Annotated in this window: 11 protein-coding genes; 10 read left to right on the forward strand and 1 reads right to left on the reverse strand. The window is 54.7% G+C overall.

Annotated elements, in window-relative coordinates:
* The 7 genes from N8H71_RS08090 (at window position 1) to N8H71_RS08120 (ending at window position 11523) form a co-directional block, all read left to right on the forward strand.
* Window positions 1–1008 carry a glycosyltransferase gene (locus N8H71_RS08090; protein ID WP_262193582.1) on the forward strand — a complete coding sequence of 336 codons (1008 nt, stop codon included), beginning with the start codon at window positions 1–3 and terminating at the stop codon, window positions 1006–1008.
* Window positions 1009–1125: 117 nt separating this feature from the next.
* A complete protein-coding gene (locus N8H71_RS08095) occupies window positions 1126–1944 on the forward strand; it encodes an ABC transporter permease (RefSeq protein ID WP_085612176.1) in 819 nt (272 codons plus the stop codon).
* Window positions 1934–3301: an ABC transporter ATP-binding protein gene (locus N8H71_RS08100; protein ID WP_262193583.1), complete on the forward strand. Its 1368-nt coding sequence runs from the start codon at window positions 1934–1936 to the stop codon at window positions 3299–3301. Before N8H71_RS08095 ends, N8H71_RS08100 begins: the two co-directional genes overlap by 11 nt.
* 4 nt (window positions 3302–3305) lie before the next feature.
* Window positions 3306–8225: a glycoside hydrolase family 99-like domain-containing protein gene (locus tag N8H71_RS08105; protein ID WP_262193584.1), complete on the forward strand. Its 4920-nt coding sequence runs from the start codon at window positions 3306–3308 to the stop codon at window positions 8223–8225.
* Window positions 8226–8292: 67 nt separating this feature from the next.
* A complete protein-coding gene (gene cysC, locus N8H71_RS08110; protein WP_262193585.1) occupies window positions 8293–8886 on the forward strand; it encodes an adenylyl-sulfate kinase in 594 nt (197 codons plus the stop codon).
* Window positions 8883–10259 carry an FAD/NAD(P)-binding protein gene (locus N8H71_RS08115; protein ID WP_262193586.1) on the forward strand — a complete coding sequence of 459 codons (1377 nt, stop codon included), beginning with the start codon at window positions 8883–8885 and terminating at the stop codon, window positions 10257–10259. The genes cysC and N8H71_RS08115 overlap by 4 nt, the downstream gene beginning before the upstream one ends.
* Before the next feature lie 310 nt (window positions 10260–10569).
* The gene (locus tag N8H71_RS08120) at window positions 10570–11523 is read left to right on the forward strand and encodes an acyltransferase family protein (protein WP_262193587.1); all 954 of its coding nucleotides are present in this window, start codon (window positions 10570–10572) and stop codon (window positions 11521–11523) included.
* A gap of 101 nt (window positions 11524–11624) precedes the next feature.
* On the opposite strand, the gene N8H71_RS08125 is transcribed toward N8H71_RS08120, so the two are convergent.
* Window positions 11625–11780 (reverse strand): hypothetical protein, encoded by a 156-nt coding sequence (locus N8H71_RS08125; RefSeq protein WP_262193588.1) that lies wholly within the window; start codon window positions 11778–11780, stop codon window positions 11625–11627.
* A gap of 102 nt (window positions 11781–11882) precedes the next feature.
* Here N8H71_RS08125 and N8H71_RS08130 point away from each other — a divergent pair, with 102 nt between their 5' ends.
* The 3 genes from N8H71_RS08130 to N8H71_RS08140 all read left to right on the forward strand — a co-directional run bounded on the left by N8H71_RS08130 (window position 11883) and on the right by N8H71_RS08140 (window position 15439).
* Window positions 11883–12896 (forward strand): MraY family glycosyltransferase, encoded by a 1014-nt coding sequence (locus N8H71_RS08130; RefSeq protein WP_262193589.1) that lies wholly within the window; start codon window positions 11883–11885, stop codon window positions 12894–12896.
* Between the two features lie 102 nt (window positions 12897–12998).
* Window positions 12999–14993 carry a polysaccharide biosynthesis protein gene (locus N8H71_RS08135; RefSeq protein ID WP_262193673.1) on the forward strand — a complete coding sequence of 665 codons (1995 nt, stop codon included), beginning with the start codon at window positions 12999–13001 and terminating at the stop codon, window positions 14991–14993.
* Between the two features lie 110 nt (window positions 14994–15103).
* The gene (locus N8H71_RS08140; RefSeq protein WP_262193590.1) at window positions 15104–15439 is read left to right on the forward strand and encodes a ComEA family DNA-binding protein; all 336 of its coding nucleotides are present in this window, start codon (window positions 15104–15106) and stop codon (window positions 15437–15439) included.
* The last annotated feature ends 46 nt before the right edge of the window (window positions 15440–15485 follow it).

Genomic DNA, 15485 nt, shown 5'->3' on the forward strand with positions numbered 1-15485 from the left:
GTGGTAGCCCCTCTTTTCCCGGTTGTTCAAAACGGCAGTCCGGATCATCGCGATGTCGACAGGCTTCAGCAGGAACCAGACGGTCCTTTCGCACGTGTTGCCGTCCTGTTGTGTACCTTCAATGGTGAGCGTTTTTTGGCCCAGCAACTGGACTCCATTGCGCGCCAAAGCTACCCCCACTGGTTTGTCGTGGTGTCGGATGATAGCTCTGACGACTCTACCCTGGAATTGTTACGCGAATACGCCGGGCGTTGGGGAGAAGGCAAGCTGTCGATTCGCCAGGGGCCTGGACGTGGTTATGCCGCAAACTTTCTTTCGCTGACCTGTGACCCATCAATCGAGTCCGATTTCTATGCCTGGGCCGATCAGGATGATATCTGGCAAGAAAACAAGCTGGAGCGCGCCCTGTGCGAGCTTCAGGGGGCTCCCCCAAAGGAGCCAGCTCTCTACTGTGGCAGGACCGAACTGATCGATGAGGAGGGCAGGTCTATAGGTTTGTCTCCTCTGTTCGAGCGTCCCGTCGGATTTGCCAATGCGCTAGTGCAAAGCGTGGGAGGGGGCAACACAATGGTCTTCAATCAGGCTGCCCGTAAGCTGTTCCTGCAGGCAGGCTCCAGTCTGGATATCGTTTCGCACGACTGGTGGGCCTACCTCCTCGTTTCAGGTGCCGGGGGACGGGTCACTTACGACGTTTGTCCGACCATTCTCTACAGGCAACACGAAGCAAACCTTATCGGTTCTACGTCGGGCCTGATGGTGCAATTGAATCGGGTGCGAATGCAGTTTCGCGGACGTTTTCGTGGGTGGAATCAAAAGAATATTGCGGCGCTGGAGTCGACCAGATTCCAGTTGAATGAAGAAAGCCGGAGGAGGCTGGATCTGTTTCAGCGGGCACGAAGTTCTCGCGGATTGGCCCGGATCATCTGGTTACGGCGATCCGGCGTTTACCGGCAATCCTTATGGGGCAACCTTGGACTGCTTTTGGCGACGGTATTCAATGGAATCTGATACGCAGTCGGACTTGGCCCCTTTCAGGAAGAGTTTTGTGGTTATTCAAGTGATGGCAGGACGAGAGAGTTTGCTGAGGAATTTAAACTCCCTCGGATTTATTGAGGTTTTGGGACAATGCTGAACTTTTCTGCTTCGCCAAAGGAGATGCTCAATAGCATCTGGCGCAACAAAGGTCTCATCCGGGCGCTGGTGCAGCGGGAGATCGTCGGGCGTTATCGCGGTTCGATCATGGGCATGCTGTGGTCTCTGTTCAATCCGATTGTGATGCTCGTTATTTACACATTCGTTTTCAGCGTCGTGTTCAAAGCCCGATGGAGCGTCGATAGCAGTTCGAAAACCGAGTTTGCGCTCATGCTGTTTGCGGGGCTGATCGTTTTCAATCTGTTTGCCGAGTGCATAAACAGAGCCCCGGGACTGATTATCGGCAACGTCAACTATGTGAAGAAAGTGGTGTTCCCGCTGGAAATACTTCCATGGGTCACGCTTGGCGCGGCTATGTTTCACTTCCTGGTCAGCCTGAGCGTCTGGCTGATTGCTTATCTGATTTTCTTCGGAAAGCTTCAGTACACCATTTTGTTGCTGCCGGTATTTCTGGCTCCTCTGATCATTTTCGTTGTCGGTCTGGTGTGGTTTCTCGCCTCAATGGGCGTGTACCTGCGAGACGTCAGTCAGATCATCGGTGTGTGCACTTCGGTCCTGATGTTTCTGTCACCGATTTTTTATCCGATCACGGCGCTGCCTGAAGAGTACCGGCATCTGCTCTTTTTGAATCCCCTGACCCCGGCAATTGAAGACACCCGGGCTCTGCTCTTCAGGGGCGAACTGCCGAGTCTGATTCACCTGGGTTTCTACTATATCGCTGCAGCTCTTGTCTTTTGGCTAGGATTTGCGTGGTTCCAAAAAACGCGTAAAGGGTTCGCCGATGTCCTCTAATACCGCCATTGCCGTCAACAACCTGAGCAAGTGTTTCCATATTTACGACAAGCCGAGAGATCGGCTGATGCAGATGTTCGCGCGCGGGCGCAAGCAATATTTTCGTGAATTCTGGGCGCTGCAGGGTGTTTCTTTCACCATCGACCGAGGCGAAACCGTTGGTATCCTCGGGCGAAACGGTAGCGGTAAATCGACACTGTTGCAGATGATTTGCGGCACGCTCAATCAGACGCACGGCGATATCATGACCCACGGTCGTGTCGCAGCCTTGCTGGAGCTGGGTTCCGGATTCAACCCTGAATTCAGTGGCCGCGAAAACGTGTACATGAACGCTGCAGTGCTTGGCCTGACACGCGAAGAGACCGAGGCGCGTTTTGCCGAGATCGAGGCCTTTGCGGAAATCGGCGAATTCATCGATCAGCCGGTCAAGACTTACTCCAGCGGCATGATGGTGCGCCTGGCTTTTGCCGTGGCAATCAACGTTGATCCGCAAATCCTGATTGTTGATGAAGCGCTGTCGGTCGGCGATGAATTGTTCCAGCGCAAGTGCTTCGCGCGGATCGAAGCGATCAAGGCGAGTGGCGCGACCATTCTGTTTGTGTCGCACTCCGGGAGCGCCGTCATCGAACTGTGTACGCGGGCGATTCTGCTGGATAAGGGAGAGAAGCTCGCCGAAGGTGTGCCCAAGGTCATTGTCGGCCAGTATCAGAAGCTGCTGTATGCGCCTGCGGACAAAGTTGCGGAGATCCGCGAATCGATCAAGACCGGTGTACTCGAACGCCTTGAACTCCAGCGAGAGGCCAAGCGCACCGAGGTCGCCGTCGTGGCGTCACAGGCGAAGGACAACGGGCTCGAGGAATACTTCGATCCTCATATCGTTTCCAAAAGCGTGATGTCCTACGAATCGCACGGCGTTCTGATCAGCGAGCCGCGCATCCTCAATGCGGCCGGCAAACAGGTCAACTGCCTCAAGCGCGGTGACAGCTACCGCTATACCTATCGCGTAGCGTTTTCGACGGGGGCTGTAGCGGTTCGCTTTGGCATGATGATCAAAACGCTTGCCGGTATCGAGATCGGTGGGGCGGCCAGCGCGGCCAGCACTCAGGACGCCATCGCCTACGTGGCGGCCGACGCTGAGGTCGATGTTGAATTCAAGTTCGAGTGCAATTTGAACCCCGGAACGTACTTCCTCAACTCAGGGGTGGTCGGTGCCGTAGGGGAAGGGGAAACCTATCTGCATCGTTTGATCGACGCCTGCCTGTTTCGTGTTCTGCCGGAAACTGCGATCACAGCAACCGGGACAGTAGATTTCAAATGTATCCCAGCTTTTACCATTTCAAGTGTTGAGCATAATTAATCTTATGGATCATAAACAAATAGTCGTAGTTTTAGGCATGCACCGAAGCGGTACCAGTGCCATTACGCGTGGTTTGAAAGTCCTTGGTGTCGATCTGGGCGATAACCTGTTGCCTGCCGAATCGGGCAATAACGAAAAGGGCTTTTTTGAAGACGCAACGATTACCGCTTACAACGAAGAGTTGCTGGCCGACCTCGGGCACTCCTGGGACAGTCTTCTTCCTATTCGCCGGGAAGAGCTAGATTCAGCGGTCGCGCAGCGCCACAAGGCGCGTGCAATCGAGCATCTGCGCGAAAAGCTCGATGAGATCAAATGTTTCGGCGTAAAAGACCCGCGGATGTCCCGGTTGCTGCCATTCTGGCAGGAGATCTTTGCCGAACTGGGTCTGCAGGTCAGCTATGTCATTGCTTTCCGTAATCCGATCAACGTTGCGCATTCGTTGGTCAAACGGAACGAGTTCGAAGTTGAGAAAGGTTACTTTCTCTGGCTTGAGCACATGCTGTTCAGCATGAAATACAGCCAGGGCGCATCGCGCGTTTTTGTGAATTACGAGTTGATGCTTGAGGAACCCGAGAAGCAGCTGCGACGCATGTCCGAGTCGCTGGGGTTGCCGTTTGATCCGCAGGGTCCCGAGTTCCTGGAATATCAGAGCAACTTTCTCCAGCAGTCGCTGCAGCACAACAGCTTTACGCTGGAAGAGCTCAAAAAGGATTCCGCTGTACCGGCCGATGTCTTGAATCTCAGCCTCCTGCTTCTGGAACTCTCGCGTGATGAGCGTGCAGATGACCAAGCGGTTGTCAGCACTGTCGACAGCCTCTGCGAGGCGATGGACGAGCGTTTGCCTGCCTATCGACTCATGCGTCGATTCGATCTGAACAACGCTGAACTGGCCGGGAAACTGACTCAGAAGGAACAGACCATCAAAGGCCTCGAAGCTGAACACAGTTCACTCGCTACCGATCATAGTGCTCTGGCTTCCGATTACAGCAAACTTGAGGCCCGGTTTGGCGAGCTGGAGTCGAATTACTCGCTGATCGACGGCCACCGCCGTTGGCTTGAAACCGAATATGGTGCTTCCCAGGCGAGCCTTTCAGACACGGAACAATTGGTTCAAATGCTTGAGGCTGATCTGCGCCGGTATGGTTCCGGACGTTTTTTGATCAAGTCTCTGGTCTCGCATGTTGCCGATCGATTCGGGATTCGCTACCGAGGTGATGAACCGGCCCAGAGTGAGCTATTCAGCGCCGACTATTACCTCACAACTTATGAAGATGTTCGGGCGGCAGGTGTCGACCCGTTGCAACACTATCTTGTGCAGGGCTGGCGCGAGGGGCGTGACCCGTCGGCAGGATTTTCCACCAAAGCCTATCTCGACAGCTATCCGGACGTACGGTTGCGTCGTATCAATCCACTGATCCACTACTTGCGCTACGGGTATTATGAAGGGCGGTCGATTTTCGACACCAAAGGTCGTAATTACCATCTGTCCCGCAAGGTCGGTCGGCATCGCCTCGCCATACAGCTGTTGAATCTGGTTGCGCAACAGCCGCAACTGCTCAGCCGTTTTGTCCGTGAAGCACGCCGTGGCGGTCTGCGTCATGCACTGGCTATTGCAGTTCGCAAGCTCAAGCTCAGTCAGAAACGACTGGCGTTGAAACAGGTCTCCAATCCGATTGGCGATGCAGCATTGACTGAGTACGAAGTACTGAAGGTCGTGCCTTACTATCTGGATCCTTATCTGCCAGATGTCCCGAAAGTGACGCCTGGGATGGTTGCCGTACATCTTCATTTAAACGGCGAGCAATTGTCAGGAAACTGGCTGGACAACCTGAAAAATATCCCTGTCGAGTTCGATCTGTTCATTTCCCGCAACAAGGGCAATGGCTCGAAGTTCGACGACAAGACCCTGCGCACTGCTGTACCTCTGCTGCGCAGGTTGGTGGTTGAAGCCCTGCCCGCACAGGTGGGTGCGGTTGCTGCGCTGATTGTCCAGTTTGGTGGTCTTCTGAGTGAGTATGACGTTGTTGCGCACTTCCATGATGAAGTTGATGGTGCCGATAACATTGAAGGTTCGGGCTACAAGGAGCGTGTGGATCTGCTGTGTGGTTCACCGGCCAACGTCGGGCAGATTCTTCAGTTGCTCGCTGACGATGCAAAAGTGGTGTATCCCGCCGATATCCGACCTGAAGCTGCCATCTACCATCAGGCTGGCTGGAGTGATGCCGGAAACGTGATTGCCACGGCTCTGGAAAAATTCAGCGGGGTCGATGCCAAGGCATTCCCTGGCGTGCAATTCCCTCGCGCCGGGTCGTTCTGGGCGCGCGTGCGCACGATCCAGGACTTCTTGCGCCTGCCATTGAAACTCGAAGACTTCACGCGACAGGAGAACGGTGTCGCGGGTGATCTGCTGAGCCGTTCGCTGGAGCGTCTGGTGCTGGTGAGCACGACCACCAGTGAAGGGCGTAACTATCAGCTGGAAGCTCCGCAAATTTCCCATGAGCCTCGGGCTTATTACGAGCCACAGGGTGATTACTCTGCGAGCATCACGCACGACACCATCAAGGTGCTGGCGTACTACCTGCCGCAATTCCACCCGACACCCGAGAATGATGAATGGCACGGCACCGGATTTACCGAGTGGTATAAGGTTCGCTCTGCCAATCCGTTGTTCCACGGGCATTACCAGCAACATGTCCCGCACGAGGACATCGGTTACTACCATCTGTCCGGCCCGGACAAGTTGCAACAACAGGCCGAAATGATGCAGAAGTCAGGTGTTCATGGCCTGATTTTCTATCATTACTGGTTCACCGGCAGAATGATCCTCGAGAAGCCGGCACAAATGCTGCTGGATAATCCGCAGATTGATATGCCGTTCTGTTTCTGCTGGGCGAACGAGAACTGGACTCGCCGCTGGGATGGCAACGAAGCGGAAATTTTGCTGGGGCAGGTCTATTCGAAAGAAGACGCTCGTGGCTTTATTCGCTATCTCATCCCGTTCTTCAAAGACGAGCGCTATATCAAAGTAGATGGCCGTCCGATGCTGCACGTGTATCGACCGTCCTCGATCGAGCATATCGATGATTACCTGGCTGTGTGGCGCGAAGAGTGTGAGCGCGAGGGGCTCAAGGCGCCATACATGGTGGCGACGCTGACGCGTGGTGCGACAAATCCGCAAGACCATGGCATGGACTCTGCCGTCGAGCGGGTACTGCATGACTGGACTGCCGATGCGGTACAGGACACTCGCAGCCAGCTGCGTCCGTACTGGCCTCTGGAAGGCAACATCATTAACTACCCTGAAGTTGCCGACCACTACATGGGGCAGGATCTGGGCAAGGATTTCACGCTGTTCCGATCGCTGGTTCCAACTTGGGATAACACCGCTCGTTACGGTAATCGGGCGTATGCGCTCAACAACTTCACTACGGAAAAATTCCAGAGCTGGTTCGAGTTTCTGGTGGATTACTCCGAGCAGAACCTGCCGGAGGATCGCCGCTACGTCGTGGTGAACGCCTGGAACGAATGGGCTGAGGGTGCGCACCTTGAGCCCGATACCCGCTTCGGTTACGGCTACCTCAACTCCATCGGACGTGCGTTGTCCGGCCAGCCGTTTTCGGCGACCGCCGACTGTGTCCTGCCAGCAGATTTGAAGCTGAATGTGGTGCTGACGCCTGAAGCAGAGGCTCGCCTGAAGGCTGAACCGGAGTCGCGTCGCAAGTTCCTGGCATGCCTTGCCAATTCAGATGCGTTCAAGGTTTGCTCGGTTTCTACCGAAAACGCAGAACTTCAGCAGGCATTGCAGGCGCAAGGTGTGAAAATCTCCGGGCACGAGCCTGCTGAATCCGACTTCACGCTGCGCTTCAGTGATATTTGCCTGTTCCCCGCAACGGCCATCGAGTCGTTGCTGAAAATGGCCAAGCGGCACGAGGGTTATTCCGTGTCGGCCAGTCTGCGAAACGATCCGTCGTTTGTGCAGGGCGAAAATACTGTCAACTTCAGTATCGAGCCTGATCAGGTTGCCTGCATGGAGTTGCGCCCGAATGCACCGACGATCGGATACAAGGTCTGCTGTGAGGCTTCATGTTTCCGACTGCTGCCGGACAACGGCATCCACGGTTCCGCGCTCGACACGGTGTCGACCATCGTGCGTTATCACCGTCGTGGTGACCGTGCATCGCTGATCAATGCACTTCTTTCGTTGATCGCTCAGTCCGGTTGTCAGGTTTTGCCTGTTCTGGCTATTCAGGACATGGATGACGAGGAAATCGCAATACTCGAAACGCAACTCGCTCAATTGCCGTGGAACGAGCATTGTGCGCCGGTTATTCGTCGTTACTTCTCGACAGAGCAAACGCCGGATCTGCGTTCGTTGATGCTCAATGATGCGCTCAAGGCTGTCGGTAGTGGTTATGCAGCATTTCTTGATTACGATGACATGCTGTTTCCTAAGGCTTACAGCTCGCAGCTCGAGCAACTCAAGGCGAGTGGCAAGAATGCAACCTTTGCGCGTGTTTACTCCACCATGGTGGACTCGGCGACCGGCTGCATCATCAAGCGTGAAAAGATCTACGATTACGGCGACAACTACCGTGACTTCGTCGAACATAACCACGCGCCGCTGCACAGTTTTCTGCTTGATCTGAACAAGTGCGATCTGGAAGCCGTTACCTACTTCAATGATATGAAGTACATGGAAGACTATTATCTGACCCTGCAGCTATTCACTCGCGACGGGACGGATTGGGCGTCACTGCGTACCTGCGATTTTATCGGCGATTACATTCACAGGGTCGGCTGCGATTCTCATACGCTTGCGCTGACTGACGAGCAGCAGCGTGTTGATTTGCTGAGCAGCGAGTCCTACCGGATCTGCGAGGCTCGCATCAAGGCCATGCGTGATCGCCTGCTACCCCACGCGTAGCATGCAGGAGACCCGCCAGCCCAAGGCTGGCGGGTCTCGTTAGTCTGATTCGACCAAGGTTAATCGTATGAGCAAGAATCTGGTTTTTCACACGACTGCCATCAGTGCGTCGGCAAGAGCTCAGGTGAAGGGGCAAAAGGCTGCCGTGATCTGGTTGACGGGGTTGAGTGGCTCGGGCAAATCGACGATCGCCAATGCTCTGGAGCAGGCGCTCGTGGCAAGGGCGCGGCACACATTCCTGCTGGACGGCGACAACCTGCGCATGGGGTTGTGCAAGGATCTGGGTTTTACTGACACTGATCGGGTCGAGAATATTCGGCGTGTCGCGGAAGTATCGAAGTTATTCATCGATGCCGGGTTGATCGTGATCACTGCCTTCATCTCACCCTTCCACCGTGATCGCGCGATGGCGCGTGATGTGATCGGCGATGCAGCTTTTGTCGAAGTGTTTATCGATACTTCGCTGGAAGAATGTGAGCGCCGTGACCCGAAAGGTCTCTACAGCAAGGCAAGAAAAGGCGAAATCAAGAATTTCACCGGGATCGACTCTGCCTATGAGGCGCCGCAGGATCCGGACATTCGGATCAACACAATGACCGAGGATTTATCCGGGTCGATTGCAAGAGTGCTGGAATACCTGGATAAAAGGTTTGGTCAATGAAAACCCTCGTCATCATTGGCGCGGGTTTCAGCGGCGCAGTCACGGCAGCGCAGTTCATGCGTCACAGCCCTCCCGGTGTCCGAATCGTACTGGTCAACCGTTCAGGGGCCATGGCGCGGGGGCTGGCCTATGGGACCAACAGTTCACTGCACTTGTTGAATGTGCCTGCCGGCAACATGAGCGCCGATCTGGATGATCCCGATCATTTTCTGCGTTTTTGCAACGGGCAGGACTCCCTCTACACCGCGTCTTCCTTTGTTCCGCGTAAAACCTATGGTGAGTATCTGGCGTCTGTTCTGGATGACGCGGAGAAGCATTGCGCCAGCGGAGTCGTGCTCGAGCGGGTAGTTGCAGAGGTTCGCAGTCTGCGGCCTGAGGGCAACGGGGCGGTTCTTGAACTGGTCGATGGACAGCGCATCAGGGCTGATCAGGTGGTGCTGGCATTCGGGAATTTTTCCCCTCTGGATCCTCCGGGGTTCAGTGCATCCCTGGGGGCTGAGCGGTATCAGTCAGATCCATGGGGCAGCACTTCGGCAGAGACGGTAGAGGCAAACAGTCCGGTCCTGCTGGTGGGGGCGGGACTTACAGCGCTGGACGTTTCGCTGAGTCTGCTGCAGCAAGGGCATCGCGGACCCATTTACATGGTTTCTCGTCGTGGCCTCAGGCCTCTGCCTCATCGTCCACAGCGGTCAGCGTACACGGGCCCTCTGGACATCGCTGAAAAGCTGTTGCGCGAGCGTCCCTCCGTCCGTGGGTACATGAGATTGATCCGTCGGGAAATCTCTGAAGTTCAGCCCAAGGGGCTGGATTGGCGGGATCTGTTGGCGGCCATGCGCTCAATCACGCCGGATTTGTGGGTGAGGCTGCCGGATATTGAACGCCGGCGATTTCTTCGTCATGCCCAGCCTTACTGGGATGCTCACCGTCATCGTGTGGCGCCGGCGGCCTATCAGCGCTTTGAGGAAGCTGTTTTAAACGGACAGATCCATTCGCTGGCCGGCCGTGTGCAAAAGGTGGTCGGGAGTTCTGAAGCCGTGGCGGTCGATATTCAATTGCGAAGCAGTGGTCGACTGGAGCAAATCAAGGTGGCGCGAGTCATTAATTGCACCGGACCGAATACAAACCTGCGTCGAGTCGATGACAAACTGATATCACAGTTGAGAGAGGATGGCCTGGTTCAACTGGATCCGCTTGGGCTTGGTTTGAATGTCGATCAGTGGCTCGCGGTGAAGGGGAAGGATGGCAATACTGTGCCATGGCTGCATTACGTCGGGCCGATGCTCAAGGCCGACTTATGGGAGGCCACGGCAGTTCCTGAGTTGCGACAGCATGCCAAGCATCTGGCCTTGCGGCTGGCGGATCAGTTCGGCTGAAAGGCTCCGACAGTCAATGCCGAAAAAAGGGGTGAGCGTGTAGCCCCTTTTTCTTGTGCTGCCGGGAAGGGCTGTCTGTTGTGTCCGTTGGGCTGCGAGAGGGCGACACCTCGGGTGTATCAGTGCTCAGTCGACGTTCAGGGGGTTCGCAGGTAAGATGGCTGACCGTTTGGTAGCTGTGTCCGCCTACAAAAGTGCGGCAGATCGAAGTCAATCTGACGTATGGATATGTTCAATGTACTGATTGATCCATTATCTGGATTGAACTTGTACCAGATATAGAAAGTGCCTCCAGGAAAACTATTTGCCAATGAATATAAGATACCCGAATTTTGACTTGCTCCGCTTATTGCTAGCGGTAGAAGTTGCCTTTGTTCACGGTTGGGCGATGACCGATGTCACGTTCAATTGGGCAGGATACATTATGGCCGTACCTGCATTTCTGGCCATCAGTGGCTTTCTGGTGCTGAAAAGTTATGAAGAGTCCGGCACCTGGGGAGTATTCATTCGCAAACGGGCACTTCGTCTATTACCGGCACTCGCTGTTTCGATGATTCTATGTTGGGTGTTGTTTGACGGTTTTGCAGTCTACAACTCGTTTCTCAACTGGATTACCGGTGGGTTGTATACGCTGCCCGGTGTTGCCAACGGTCCTCTGTGGTCACTGATGTGGGAAGAAATCGCCTATATCTGCCTCGCACTGCTCTGGATGGCAGGCGCCTACAAGCATCGTATGGTCATCTGGCTGCTGCTGGCCGCGTCCTTCGCAGTGGTCTACTGGGGACGTACCCTTGATGGGCATACACAAATGATCCTGTTTCTACTGCCGTCTTTCTTCATAGGAAACCTGGCTTATTTACATCGCAGGATCCTCCTCAAGGTAAATCCGTTCATTCCATGGATTTTCCTGATTGCTGTAATTTTCTCTTACCGCATCCCGTATTTCGATCAGCTTGTCCGCCTCAGTCCGGTGGGCTTTCAGGCATTTGCCGTCGTATGGGTTGGCATGGCGGGGTTGAATGCAACACCGTTCCGCTTCCCTGATATCAGCTATGGTGCCTACATTTACCACATGCCCATCATTATCTACTTGATACGGCATGATATCGCGACGACGACGAGCGGAATGGCTCTTTGGCTTCCGCTGCCATTGTTGGCGGTATGTCTTGCAAGTTGGTATCTGGTCGAGAAACCGGCGCTCAAGTTGAAACCGCTTCGAAACAAGGGGCTCGTCAGGGCAGACTCATCGCAAGCTACAGTTTGACAAGGACGATACAGGCTCCCACTTGAGCGTTTCGCCAGTTGCGCCAGCCTGACGATGTAGAGCTGGCGCAATGGTTGGTGTAAGACTGTTTTTTCGAACTTTCAGTATTGGCGCAGAACACCGTTGATGGATGTCGTTTCAATGAGTGCTGCAAGTTTCTCTACCGAAAGTTTCTTGCAAGGCTTGGGGACGGGTGTTTTTTCCGCTCCCCACATTTTCCCTGAGGTGGCTTTCGCTGTCTCCGATGGCAGTTTCAAGATTGCGCTCCTCCGCTACAAAATCTCATGAAGCAGGTCGAAAGCGCTGGGTCATGACGTATGTACCGCTCGTATCAAATTGCGTTCTGGAGTGATGTAAAAATGAGTTTCTGGTTATTCGTGCCAGCAATCTGTGCTCTTTCTTTCGCTCTCACAGCGATATTGCGTCGATACGCAATGGCCAGCAGCATGCTCGATGTGCCGAATCACCGCAGTTCCCATACGGTGCCGACTCCGAGAGGCGGAGGGGTATCGATTGTCGTGACCTTTGTGCTGTCTCTTGTGGTGATGAAAATAGGTGGAGTCATTGACTCCAGTTTTTTTCTTGGCGCCGCCGGTGCAGGTTTGCTGGTCGCGGTGATCGGTTTCATGGACGATCACGGCCACATTCCCGCGCGTTGGCGTCTGCTTGGGCATTTTGCAGCGGCAGCGTGGTTGTTGGTATGGATGGGCGGTCTCGCTCCGATCGCAGTATTCGGGTTCACTTTCGACCTGAGCTGGGCAGGTAATCTGCTCGCGCTGCTCTATCTGGTGTGGTTGTTGAATCTGTACAACTTCATGGATGGCATTGACGGTATTGCCAGTGTGGAGGCGATCAGCGTCTGTGCGGGAGGTTGCCTGATCTATTGGGTTGACGGCCATCATGCATTGATCTGGGGCCCGTTACTGTTGGCGATGTCGGTGCTGGGATTTCTGTTCTGGAATTTTCCACCCGCAAAGATATTCATGGGGGATGCGGGCAGCGGCTTTCTGGGGATCATCCTGGGAGCTCTGTCGCTTCAGGCGGCTTCGGTCGATCCGCGCTACCTTTGGGTATGGCTGATCCTGCTCGGTGTATTCATTGTCGATGCCACATTTACTTTGTTGAGGCGTTTGCTGCGTGGTGACAAAGTCTATGAAGCCCATCGAAGTCATGCCTATCAATATGCGTCACGTCAGTACGGGCAACATTTGCCAGTGACGGTTGTCACGGCGCTGATCAACGTATTCTGGTTACTCCCCGTCGCACTTTGCGTGGTATTTCAGGGGCTCGACGGGATGTCGGGCGTGTTGATCGCTTATATTCCGCTGGTGCTGGTAGCCGTGAAGTTTCATGCCGGAGAGCTGGAGGTCTAAACTGCTGGGCCGTGACTGATGGACAAATTCAGTACGGTTTCGGATTATTTTCGTACAATGAGGTCGGATTTACGGGCGAACAAGTCTGGTCGGTTGAGGTTTATGGATAAAATACGCGCCTTTTTGTTAGGTTTGCCACGCAGGCAAAAACGACTGATTCAAGTTGCCACAGATGTGTTTCTGGTCTGGGGTTCTCTTTGGCTTGCGTTCATCGTCCGGCTCGGCATCGATGATATGTACAACCCGCTCAAAGTACATTTCTGGTTGTTCGTCAGTGCCCCGATCGTTGCAATCCCGCTTTTCATCCGCTTCGGAATGTACCGCGCAGTCATGCGTTACTTTGGTAACGATGCGCTGATCGCGATCGTCAAGGCTGTCAGTCTTTCATCGCTGATCCTGGCGCTTGTGGTTTATTGGTACAGCAATCACGAAGCCGTGGTTCCCCGTTCCATCATCTTCAACTATTGGTGGCTCAGCCTTGTCATTATTGGCGGTCTGCGCCTGTGCATGCGTCAATACTTCATGGGCGACTGGTTTACCGCAGCCCAGCACGTGCCCTTCACCAACCGCGACGACGGCCTGACCAAAGTAGCGGTGTACGGTGCCGGTGTGGCGGGCAACCAACTGGTCGCGGCACTGCGTATGGGCCGCGTGCTGCGTCCCGTGGCATTCATCGACGATGATCCGGGTATCTCGGACCGTTCCATTTCCGGTCTGCAAGTCTACAAGCCCAAACATATCCAGCAGATGATCGACGTGACCGGCGCCCAGGAAATTCTATTGGCGCTGCCTTCCTCGACACGTGCCCGCCGTCGGGAAATTCTCAATCTGCTGGAAGGTTTTCCGCTGCATGTTCGCAGCGTTCCCAACTTTACCGACCTGGCCAGTGGCCGGGTGAAAGTCGAAGACATTCAGGAAGTCGATATCGCCGACCTGCTGGGGCGTGACGCCGTACCGGCTCAGCCGGACCTGCTCGAACGCTGTATCAAAGGCAAGACTGTGATGGTCACCGGGGCCGGTGGATCTATCGGATCCGAGCTGTGCAGGCAGATATTTTCGTTGCAGCCGACGACCCTTCTGCTGTTCGAACATAGCGAGTTCAATCTCTACAGCATTCTGTCTGAACTCGAGCAGCGTGGCAGTCGTGAATCGACGCCTGTTCGTTTGCTGCCGATCCTCGGCTCGATCCGCCATCAGGACAAGCTGCTGGATGTGATGAAAACCTGGAAGGTCGACACCGTTTACCACGCGGCGGCCTACAAGCATGTGCCGATGGTTGAGCACAACATCGCCGAGGGCGTGTTGAATAACGTGATCGGCACGCTCAACACCGCGCAGGCAGCATTGCAGTCAGGCGTTTCCAATTTCGTGCTGATCTCGACCGACAAGGCAGTCCGTCCGACTAACATCATGGGCAGCACCAAGCGCCTGGCGGAGCTCACGCTTCAAGCGTTGAGTCGTGAAGTCGCACCGGTGTTGTTCGGTGACAAGGCCAACGTTTCACGCGTCAACAAGACTCGCTTCACCATGGTCCGTTTCGGTAACGTACTGGGTTCGTCCGGCTCGGTGATCCCGCTGTTTCACAGTCAGATCAAATCCGGCGGGCCGCTGACGGTCACTCACCCGAAAATCACCCGCTACTTCATGACGATTCCGGAAGCCGCGCAACTGGTGATTCAGGCGGGCTCCATGGGACAGGGCGGTGATGTGTTCGTGCTGGATATGGGCGAACCGGTGAGAATCGTGGAACTGGCCGAGAAGATGATTCATCTTTCCGGTTTGAGCATTCGTTCCGAGCGCAATCCTCAGGGTGATATTTCAATCGAGTTCACGGGGTTACGGCCCGGTGAAAAGCTTTATGAAGAGTTGCTGATTGGCGACAACGTTGCCGCGACACCGCATCCGATGATCATGACCGCCAGCGAGGATCACTTGCCTTGGGATGTGCTGAAGACGCGGCTGGATGAATTGCTCGTTGCCGTTGAAGCGGATGATTATTCTCGCGTTCGCCAGCTTCTGCGCGAAACCGTTAGTGGTTATACCCCTGACGGTGAGATCGTCGACTGGATTCATCAACAGCGACGCCTCGAACCCTGATTGTTTCACATCCTGTAACGGACACGTTTTTGACAGGCTTCCATCATCGCCTAAGTTAGGAGAGCAGCTTCGGAAAAGCTGCTTTCTCAATTGATGATGGAGCGTCACTCATGCGTACCGGTTATTTCTACTCCCTGATTTTTGCCCTGCTGACAAGCGCCTCGATCGCCGCTATTGCTGCGCCTCTGGCTTCTTCCAAAGTGAACAAGGCGCCCGTGGTGATGGACGCCTCAGCCACTTCTGAATCTCAGAAGGTCGATTTGAACGGTGCCGACGCGGTCACCCTGCAAAAGGAGCTGGCAGGAGTGGGCGAGGCCAAGGCGAAAGCAATTGTTGCTTATCGTGAAACAAATGGACCGTTTGCATCCGTGGATGAATTGCTGGAAGTGAAAGGCATCGGCAAGGCGATCCTGGATCGCAATCGCGACAAGCTGGAAGTGAACTAAGCTGATTGTTCAACGCCATGGGGCCGGTCATTGACCGGCCCTTTTT

The sequence above is a fragment of the Pseudomonas koreensis genome, from assembly GCF_025447595.1.
Lineage (GTDB): Bacteria > Pseudomonadota > Gammaproteobacteria > Pseudomonadales > Pseudomonadaceae > Aquipseudomonas > Aquipseudomonas koreensis_H.

What these genes read in the sequence shown, in the direction of transcription:
- N8H71_RS08095 (WP_085612176.1), top strand. Translation starts at nt 1,126, where the DNA reads ATGCTGAACTTTTCTGCTTCGCCAAAGGAGATGCTCAATAGCATCTGG.
- N8H71_RS08100 (WP_262193583.1), top strand. Translation starts at nt 1,934, where the DNA reads ATGTCCTCTAATACCGCCATTGCCGTCAACAACCTGAGCAAGTGTTTC.
- N8H71_RS08105 (WP_262193584.1), top strand. Translation starts at nt 3,306, where the DNA reads ATGGATCATAAACAAATAGTCGTAGTTTTAGGCATGCACCGAAGCGGT.
- cysC (WP_262193585.1), top strand. Translation starts at nt 8,293, where the DNA reads ATGAGCAAGAATCTGGTTTTTCACACGACTGCCATCAGTGCGTCGGCA.
- N8H71_RS08115 (WP_262193586.1), top strand. Translation starts at nt 8,883, where the DNA reads ATGAAAACCCTCGTCATCATTGGCGCGGGTTTCAGCGGCGCAGTCACG.
- N8H71_RS08120 (WP_262193587.1), top strand. Translation starts at nt 10,570, where the DNA reads ATGAATATAAGATACCCGAATTTTGACTTGCTCCGCTTATTGCTAGCG.
- N8H71_RS08130 (WP_262193589.1), top strand. Translation starts at nt 11,883, where the DNA reads ATGAGTTTCTGGTTATTCGTGCCAGCAATCTGTGCTCTTTCTTTCGCT.
- N8H71_RS08135 (WP_262193673.1), top strand. Translation starts at nt 12,999, where the DNA reads ATGGATAAAATACGCGCCTTTTTGTTAGGTTTGCCACGCAGGCAAAAA.
- N8H71_RS08140 (WP_262193590.1), top strand. Translation starts at nt 15,104, where the DNA reads ATGCGTACCGGTTATTTCTACTCCCTGATTTTTGCCCTGCTGACAAGC.